This window comes from Streptomyces aurantiaciflavus (assembly GCF_049808595.1).
Classification (GTDB): Bacteria; Actinomycetota; Actinomycetes; order Streptomycetales; family Streptomycetaceae; genus Streptomyces.
The window spans coordinates 95,961-103,864 of the sequence record NZ_JBNCAQ010000035.1 but is presented as its reverse complement, the minus strand read 5'-3'; the positions used below and the strand labels follow the sequence as shown (position 1 = coordinate 103,864).

Here is a 7,904-nt window from a genome sequence, read left to right as displayed (position 1 = left end):
CCCCGCGGCGGGTGGTGTCGTGGGCCGTCAGCCGTCAGCCGTCAGCCGTCAGCCGTCAGCCGTCAGCCGTCAGCCGTCAGCCGTCAGCCGTCAGGCCGCCCGGACCTCGTATGCCGTGATGTGCACCGTCTCGTCGTCCAGGCACTGGCCGCTCCGCAGGTCGAAGCGCTGCTTGAGGAGGGGCGAGGCGACGAAGGGACGGCCCTGGTGGGTGCCGGTGAGGCCGCGGGAGAGGACGGCGGCGCCGCCGAAGGGGTCGCGGTTGTCGATGGCGTACAGCTCGCCCTTGCGGTCGCGGAACAGGGCGACCTGGCGGCCGTCCGGCAGCAGGGCGGCCACGCCCCGGCCGGGGACGAGCTGGTGCAGGTCGCAGACCGTGAACCAGTCGTCTGCCGGGGAGTCCAGCTTCAGCTGGACCTTCAGGTCGGTCGTCTCGGGTGCCAGGGTCATCGCTGGGCGGTTCCTTCCAGGACGTCTTCCGTGGGTCGCATGCCGATGGAGAGCAGCGGCAGGTCGGGCTTGATCTGGTCGCGCTCGGGGACGAAGCCGACGACCGGGTCGGGGGTGTCGGGGGCGTTCACGAAGGAGACGAAGCGGGAGAGCTTCTCGGGGTCGTTGATGGTCTCCGCCCACTCGTCGCGGTAGTTCGCCACGTGGGCCGCCATCAGGGACTCCAGCTCCTCGCAGATGCCGAGGGAGTCCTCCACGACCACGTCGCGCACGTGGTCCAGGCCGCCGGGGATGCGCTCCAGCCAGGTCGAGGTGCGCTCCAGGCGGTCGGCGGTGCGGATGTAGAACATCAGGAAGCGGTCGATCAGGCGGATCAGCTCGGCGTCGGACAGGTCCTGGGCCAGCAGGTCCGCGTGGCGCGGGGTGGCGCCGCCGTTGCCGCCGACGTACAGGTTCCAGCCGTTGGCGGTGGCGATGACGCCGAAGTCCTTCGACTGGGCCTCCGCGCACTCGCGCTGGCAGCCGGAGACCGCCGACTTCAGCTTGTGCGGGGAGCGCAGGCCCCGGTAGCGCAGCTCCAGGTCGATCGCCATGCGGACGGAGTCCTGGACGCCGTAGCGGCACCAGGTCTGGCCGACGCAGGACTTCACCGTGCGCAGGGCCTTGCCGTAGGCGTGGCCGGACTCGAAGCCGGCGTCGACCAACCGGGCCCAGATCAGCGGGAGTTGCTCGACCCGCGCACCGAACAGGTCGATCCGCTGACCGCCGGTGATCTTCGTGTAGAGGCCGAAGTCGCGGGCGACCTCGCCGATCACGATCAGCTTCTCCGGGGTGATCTCACCGCCGGGGATGCGCGGCACGATCGAGTACGAGCCGTTCTTCTGCAGGTTGGCGAGGAAGTGGTCGTTGCTGTCCTGCAGAGCCGCCTGCTCGCCGTCCAGGACGTATCCGCTCGCGCCGATCGTGGGGGCGAGGGAGGCGATGATCGAGCCCACCGCCGGCTTGCAGATCTCGCAGCCGTCGCCGCCCTTGGCGCCGTCGCGGCCGTAGCGGTCGAGCAGGTCCTGGTAGGTGTTGATGCGCAGGGCGAGGACGATCTCGTACAGCTCCTCGCGGGTCTGCGAGAAGCAGCCGCACAGGCCCTTGTCGACCTCGACGCCGCTGGCCTCCAGCTCGGCGGTGACCAGCTGGCCGAGGACCTTGACGCAACTGCCGCACGTCGTGCCGGCCTTGGTGCACTTCTTCACCTCGGGCACGGTGGTGCACTGGTGGTCGGTGACCGCGGCGCGGATCGTGCCCTTGCGGACGTTGTTGCAGGAGCAGATGATCGCGTCGTCCGGCAGTGCGGCCGGGCCGAGCTGGGCGGGCGCGCCGGCGCCGGCCGGCAGGACGAGCGACTCGGGCGAGACCGGCGGGACCGAGCCGGTGAAGGCCTTCAGCGTGCCGTACGCCTCCGCGTCACCGACCAGGATGCCGCCGAGCAGCGTGCCGTCGCGGCCGATGACCAGCTTCTTGTACAGGCCCGAGCGGGAGTCGGAGTAGACGACGTCCAGGCAGTCCTCGGCGGTGCCGTGCGCGTCACCGAAGGAGGCCACGTCCACGCCGAGCAGCTTCAGCTTGGTGGACAGGTCGGCGCCGGTGAACGTCAACTGCTCGGCCTCGTCCGCGGCGATCGTGGCGGCGGCCGTCTCGGCCTGCTCGTAACCCGGCGCGACCAGGCCGTACACCCGGCCGTCCGCGGCCAGCGCGCACTCGCCGATCGCGAAGACGTGCGGGTCGGAGACCGTCCGGCACTGCTCGTCGACGCTGATGCCGCCGCGCTCGCCGACCGTCAGGCCGCAGTCGCGGGCCAGCTGGTCGCGGGGGCGGACACCGGCGGAGAACACCACCATGTCGGTGGCCAGTTCGGAACCGTCGGACAGCTTCATACCGGTGACCGCGCCGTCCTCGCCGACCACGATCTCCTGCGTGCCGACACCGGTGTGGACGGACAGGCCCATGTCCTCGATGGTGCGCAGCAGCGCCGCGCCACCGCCCTCGTCGACCTGGACGGGCATCAGCCGGGGCGCGAACTCCACGATGTGGGCGTCGAGTCCGAGACCCTTGAGCGCACCGGCCGCCTCGAGTCCCAGCAGACCGCCGCCGACCACCGCACCGGTGGTCGCCCTCGTCTTCGCGTACTCCTCGATCGCGAGCAGGTCCTCGATCGTGCGGTAGACGAAACAGCCGGCGGCGTCCTTGTTCGGGACCGGAGGGACGAAGGGGTACGAGCCGGTGGCGAGGACGAGGACGTCGTACTCGAAGACCTGGCCGGACCTGGCGGTGACCTTCTTCGCCTCGCGGTCGACGGTCTCCGCCGGGTCACCGATGTACAGCTCGATGCCGTGGTCCTTGATGAACTCCATGTCGGTCATCGAGAGGTCCTCGGGGGTCTTCCCCGAGAAGTACGAGGTGAGGGCGACGCGGTCGTACGCAGGGCGCGGCTCCTCGCACAGGACGACCACGCGGTGCGTGGCGGTCAGGCCGCGCTCGGCGAGCGCTTCGAGGAAGCGCTGGCCGACCATGCCGTGGCCGACGAGCACGATCGTGGGGGTGGCCCCCAGGGTGGCGGTCATCAGGAGCCTCCATCGTTGGTGAGCAGGTGGAGCAGCGGGCCGTTGTCGGGGAGCGGCTCTGCTCCCTCCCAGGCGCGGGCGAGCGCGCCGACGGTGCCGAGTTCGCCGACGAGCACGCCGCCGACCAGGCGGTCGTCGCGGACGACGACCTTGCGGTAGGTGCCGCGGGTGGCGTCGGCGAGCTGCACGACGTCGTCGCCGGGGCGTGCCTCGGTCTCGCCGAACGCGGCGAGGTCGAAGGCGGAGTGTCCGTTGAGCGTGAGCCGGGTCAGGGCCCTGGTGCCGCTGTACCGGGCGCTCGCGTTCCCGGTCAGCGCCTCGGCCAGCACGTCCGCCTGTTCGAGGGCGGGGGCGGCGAGGCCGTACACGGTGCCGTCGTGCTGGGCGCAGTCCCCGATCGCGCGGATGTGCGGGTCGGAGGTGCGCAGTTCGTCGTCGACGAGGACGCCCTTGTGGACGGCGAGCCCGGCGCTCTTGGCGAGACCGGCGCGCGGGGACACCCCGCAGGCCAGCACCACCAGGTCGGCGTCGAGGGCGTATCCGTCCGCCATCTCGACGGAGCGGACCGCGCCGCCGACGCAGCGCACGTCCCGCACCCGGCACTCGGTGTGCACCTCGACGCCGAGGTCCTTCAGGTGCCGCAGGACGAGCTGGGACGCCCCCGGGTCGAGCTGACGCTCCATGAGCCGCTCGGCCTGCTGGGCGAGGACGACCTGCGCGCCGCGCACCGCGAGGGCGCGGGCGGCGGAGACCCCGAGGAGCCCGCCGCCGATGACGACCGCCCGCACCCCCGGCCGGACCGCCTTGGACAGGCCCAGGCAGTCGTCCATGGTGCGGAACGCGTGGACGCCCTCGGGCAGCACGTGGTCCGGGGTGAACAGGCCGCGCAGCGGCGGCAGCACCGGGTTGGACCCGGTGGCCAGCACCAGCGTGTCGTATGCGATCTCCGAGCCGTCCGCGCAGGCCACGGTCCGCCGGTCGCGGTCGATGCCGGTGACCCGGGCCCGGACCAGCGCGGCGGGCGCGGGCAGCGCGATCACCTCGGGGGCGTACCGTCCGGCCAGCACCTCGGCGAGCAGGACCCGGTTGTACGGGAGGTGCTCCTCGTCGCCGATCAGTACCGCGGGCGCGCCGAGTTCACCGAGCCGCCGGGCGAGACGTACGCCCGCGAGGCCGGCGCCGATCACCACCACACGCGAATTCGAGGTCATGTCATCGAGCGTGCGGTGCGGACGTTACCCGGCAGCATCACGGTTGTTTCCCGCGAGGAACGCTGCCCTCAGCGGAGCCGGGGCGGGGATGTGAGGGTTTCCGGGGCCGGCGCCGGACGGCCTGTGAGGTGACGGGCGGGGACGTCCGGCGACGCCCCGCAACCTCAGAAGGGCCTCAGTTCGATGGACGGGGCATGTATCCGGTCCCGTACAGTCGCGATCATGCCCGACATATCGCTGACCATGGTCGCCGTCCTCTGTCTCGCCGCCCTCGCGGCCGGCTGGATCGACGCCGTGGTCGGCGGCGGCGGGCTCCTGCTGCTTCCGGCACTGCTGCTCGGACTGCCGGCCGGCACCCCGGCCGCGCACGCGCTCGGCACCAACAAGGCGGTGGCGATCGTCGGCACGGCCGGGGCGGCCGTGACCTACGCGCGCAAGGCGCCGGTCGATGTGGGTCTGGCCGTACGGATCGGACTCGCGGCACTCGCCGGCTCCTCGGCGGGGGCCTTCTTCGCGGCCGGGATGAGCACCGACGTCCTCAAGCCGGTGATCATGCTGGTGCTGCTCGGCGTGGCCGCCTTCGTCATCCTGCGCCCCGCCTTCGGCACCGCCCCCGCGACCGGCCCGGCGGGACCGCGCCGCGTCCTCGCCGCGATCGGCCTCGCCGGCCTCGGCATCGGCTTCTACGACGGCCTGATCGGCCCCGGCACCGGCACGTTCCTGGTCCTCGCCCTCACCGCCGTCCTCCACCTCGACCTCGTCACCGCCTCCGCCACCGCCAAGATCGTCAACTGCTGCACCAACGCCGGCGCGCTCGCCACCTTCGCCTGGCAGGGGGCGGTCCTGTGGCAACTGGCCGCCCTGATGGCGGTGTTCAACCTGGTGGGCGGCACCCTGGGCGCGCACACGGCCCTGAAGAAGGGCAGCGGTTTCGTGCGGGTGGTGCTGCTGACGGTGGTGTTCACACTGGTGGCGAAGCTGGCGTACGAGCAGTGGGTCGCCTGACCGGGTCTCACTCCCTGAGGGCCAGGGCGACCTGCCGTGCGTCGCCCGTCCGCTCAGCCCACGCGGCTCCCCGTGAGATGGGCGAACACCACCACGTTCCCCTGATATCCGGTCGCCCGCGAATACCCCCCGCCGCAGGTGATGACCCGCAACTCCGGCCGCTCGGCCGCTCCGTACACCTTGGCGTCGGGGAAGTTCCGTGCCTCGTACGTCTCGACCGCGTCCACCGTGAACACCGCGACGGTGCCGTCGCGCCGGTCCATCTCGATCGTTGCGCCCCGCTTCAGGGCGCCGAGGTCGTAGAAGACGGCGGGGCCGTCGGCGTTGTCGACGTGGCCGGCGACGATCGCGGTGCCGGTCTCACCGGGGGTCGTGCCGGCCTCGTACCAGCCGGCGAGGTTCTCGTTCTCGGGAGGCGGGACGTCGAGGCTGCCGGCCTCCGTCAGTCCCAGGCCCATCAGGGGGGCGTCCACATGGATCGACGGGATGCGGACGCGGTCGGGCGGGGAGGGCGGCAGCGCGGGGGCGGAGCGCGGGTCGGGGCGGCCCGGCCGGCCCTCGGCGGCGGCCGGCTGCGGCGGGGCGTGCGTCTCGGCGCCGCTGTGCAGCAGCCAGGCGCCGGAGCAGAGGGCTGTGACGGTGACGGCCGCTATCGCGGTGTTTCCGATCCTGCGCATCCAAGAACCCTCTCGGTCGGCGGAGCCCCGTGCCCCCCTCCGGGCCGCGAGGGGCGTCGGACCCGGAGGGGGAGGGGAGATGCGGTACCGGTGGACGGACAGCGGAGGGTGTCCGTCAGATCCCGTCGCCTCTCGCCCGGCGATGCAGGAGCCAGGTACCGCCCGCGGCGGCGACGGCGAGGGCCGCCACACCGGCCGCGGTCTGCACGGGATCGCGGCCCAGTGCGCCGCCGACCCCCGTCTTGACGCTTCCGTGCGGATACACCTGCTGCAGCTGGGAACTGAGCACCACCACCAGGTCCCCGGCGACCTTCCGCCCGTCCGCGGCGCACTCCGCGACGATCTCGTACGTCCCCGGCTGCGCGCTCGGCGGCACCCGGAACTGCCCGACCGCCTCGCCCCGGTGCGCGCTGGGCGCCAGTATGAAGCGGCCGGCGCCCACCGCCCCGGCGTCGCCCGCGGCCCCGCCGTTCGCGCACGCCGCCGTGTTCACGGTGACCTGGCCGCCCGGCACCGCGGTGGAGGGGTACACCTCCAGGCTGCCGGTCCCGCCGTCGGTGCCGTGCGCGGGTGCGGCCGCCCCGGCCGCGGCGGCGACGGCGAACGCGGTGCCGGTCAGCAGGCGCGCGGCGGTACGTCGCATCGGTGCTCCTCCGAGCTCGTCGAGGGCACGGCCCGCGGCACCCCCATGTGCCGCCGCCTCGGTCGCGTCCCTGCCCTTCCAGAGGTAAGTGGCAGCGGCGCGAGCGCGCTTCCTGAGGGCGCGTCAGGACTGGGACGAACGGGTGTCGGCGGCCCGGCGGAAGGGTTGCTCGTGCGGGCGTTTCGGCAGGTCATCGTCGTGCGCCGGATGCCCTGCGGAAAAGGGCCGTCAGGGGGTGTGAACGGGTGACCGCCCTCACGCACGGGCGTGCCCCGCTTCCGCGGGTGGCCCGGCTTGCACGGGTGACGCCGCTCTCGCCGTGCGGGTGACCCCGCTTCCGGGGGTGGCCCCGGCTGCCGGGGGTGGTCCCGCTTGCGCGGTGGCCCCGCTTTCGTGGACGTGCCTCGCTTGCGCGGGTGACCCCGCTTGCGCGGGTGACGCCGCTTGCGCGGGTGACGCCGCTTGCGCGGGTGGCCCCGCTCTCGCCGTGCGGGGATCCCGCTTCTGCCGCTCGGCTGCCCCGCTCCCGCGGGCGGCCGTCCGCGCCGTACGGCTCCCCGCCCCCGGGACGGCCGGCCTCGGGTCTTTCAGGGCGCGGGGCTGGCCCCCTGTGCGGCTTCGCCGCGTTGGGGGTCCCTCCCGCTCGAGCGAAGTCGAGAGTGGGGGAGCGACCAGCCCCTCGAACCCGCAGGCGCCGACGTCACCCGGGCAGCCGCCCCCTCACCGCACGCTCCCGCTGCGCCCCCGCCAGTCCCCGCCCTCGATCAGCTTCCCCCGTGCCCGCAGTCCCGCCGCCACCCCCGGCGCGGCGAGGTACACCCACGCCCGCACCGGCGGTTCGTCGCCGGCCCGGACCACCTCACGTGCCACCCGCTCGTACAGGTTGCGCGGGTCGCCCGGCCGGTACTCCTCCAGCTGGTCCAGCTCGGCGAGCAGGTGCCCGTACGTCTCCGGGAGCGCGGTGACGAGTTCCCCGGCCACGACTCCGCCGGGCTCCTCGACGACGTACGGATAGCCGGGGCCGTCGTAGAGCACCGCGTCCCGCAGCCGGGCGGGTTCCTCGGTGAGGGTGCGGCCGCGCAGGAAGAGGTCGTGGTTGACCTCGCCGGGGCGCAGGGTGCCGTAGACGAAGAAGGGGAGTTCCGGGGCGCTCACGGAAACGATTCTCTCCCCTCACCGCACCCGCACTCCTTCCGCACGCGGGGCTATGGACATGACATGTCATGCCCTCTTAAATCTCAGGACCAGGTCAGCGCCCCCACGCGCCCCCCGCACGCGCCCCCACGGCGCCTTCCCGAGGAGA

General features: G+C 73.1%; 7 protein-coding genes. 1 reads left to right on the top strand and 6 read right to left on the bottom strand.

Annotation, left to right across the window (positions count from 1 at the left end; all coding sequences use genetic code 11):
* Positions 1-90: 90 nt before the first annotated feature.
* From nirD to ACPT94_RS33360, 3 genes are read right to left on the bottom strand one after another with little or no spacing between them, the layout of a single operon-like run.
* Positions 91-450, bottom strand: coding sequence for a nitrite reductase small subunit NirD (gene nirD / locus ACPT94_RS33370; RefSeq protein ID WP_360344809.1), 360 nt, complete (start codon positions 448-450; stop codon positions 91-93).
* The gene (nirB, locus tag ACPT94_RS33365; protein WP_360344811.1) at positions 447-3,065 is read right to left on the bottom strand and encodes a nitrite reductase large subunit NirB; all 2,619 of its coding nucleotides are present in this window, start codon (positions 3,063-3,065) and stop codon (positions 447-449) included. Before nirB ends, nirD begins: the two co-directional genes overlap by 4 nt.
* Positions 3,065-4,276, bottom strand: coding sequence for an NAD(P)/FAD-dependent oxidoreductase (locus ACPT94_RS33360; protein ID WP_425247540.1), 1,212 nt, complete (start codon positions 4,274-4,276; stop codon positions 3,065-3,067). The genes nirB and ACPT94_RS33360 overlap by 1 nt, the downstream gene beginning before the upstream one ends.
* Positions 4,277-4,498: 222 nt before the next feature.
* Here ACPT94_RS33360 and ACPT94_RS33355 point away from each other — a divergent pair, with 222 nt between their 5' ends.
* On the top strand, positions 4,499-5,281 hold the full coding sequence (locus ACPT94_RS33355) for a sulfite exporter TauE/SafE family protein (protein WP_425247539.1): 783 nt from the start codon (positions 4,499-4,501) through the stop codon (positions 5,279-5,281).
* Positions 5,282-5,334: 53 nt separating this feature from the next.
* On the opposite strand, the gene ACPT94_RS33350 is transcribed toward ACPT94_RS33355, so the two are convergent.
* From ACPT94_RS33350 to ACPT94_RS33340, 3 genes are all read right to left on the bottom strand, one after another.
* Entirely contained in the window at positions 5,335-5,958 is a 624-nt protein-coding gene (locus tag ACPT94_RS33350; protein ID WP_360344817.1) for a class F sortase, read from the bottom strand.
* A gap of 115 nt (positions 5,959-6,073) precedes the next feature.
* Positions 6,074-6,601, bottom strand: coding sequence for a GVDTG sorting domain-containing protein (locus tag ACPT94_RS33345; protein ID WP_425247538.1), 528 nt, complete (start codon positions 6,599-6,601; stop codon positions 6,074-6,076).
* 720 nt (positions 6,602-7,321) lie between these two features.
* Positions 7,322-7,756 (bottom strand): gamma-glutamylcyclotransferase family protein, encoded by a 435-nt coding sequence (locus tag ACPT94_RS33340; protein ID WP_360344821.1) that lies wholly within the window; start codon positions 7,754-7,756, stop codon positions 7,322-7,324.
* Positions 7,757-7,904 lie beyond the last annotated feature (148 nt).

What these genes read in the sequence shown, in the direction of transcription:
- nirD (WP_360344809.1), bottom strand. Translation starts at nt 450, where the DNA reads ATGACCCTGGCACCCGAGACGACCGACCTGAAGGTCCAGCTGAAGCTG.
- nirB (WP_360344811.1), bottom strand. Translation starts at nt 3,065, where the DNA reads ATGACCGCCACCCTGGGGGCCACCCCCACGATCGTGCTCGTCGGCCAC.
- ACPT94_RS33360 (WP_425247540.1), bottom strand. Translation starts at nt 4,276, where the DNA reads ATGACCTCGAATTCGCGTGTGGTGGTGATCGGCGCCGGCCTCGCGGGC.
- ACPT94_RS33355 (WP_425247539.1), top strand. Translation starts at nt 4,499, where the DNA reads ATGCCCGACATATCGCTGACCATGGTCGCCGTCCTCTGTCTCGCCGCC.
- ACPT94_RS33350 (WP_360344817.1), bottom strand. Translation starts at nt 5,958, where the DNA reads ATGCGCAGGATCGGAAACACCGCGATAGCGGCCGTCACCGTCACAGCC.
- ACPT94_RS33345 (WP_425247538.1), bottom strand. Translation starts at nt 6,601, where the DNA reads ATGCGACGTACCGCCGCGCGCCTGCTGACCGGCACCGCGTTCGCCGTC.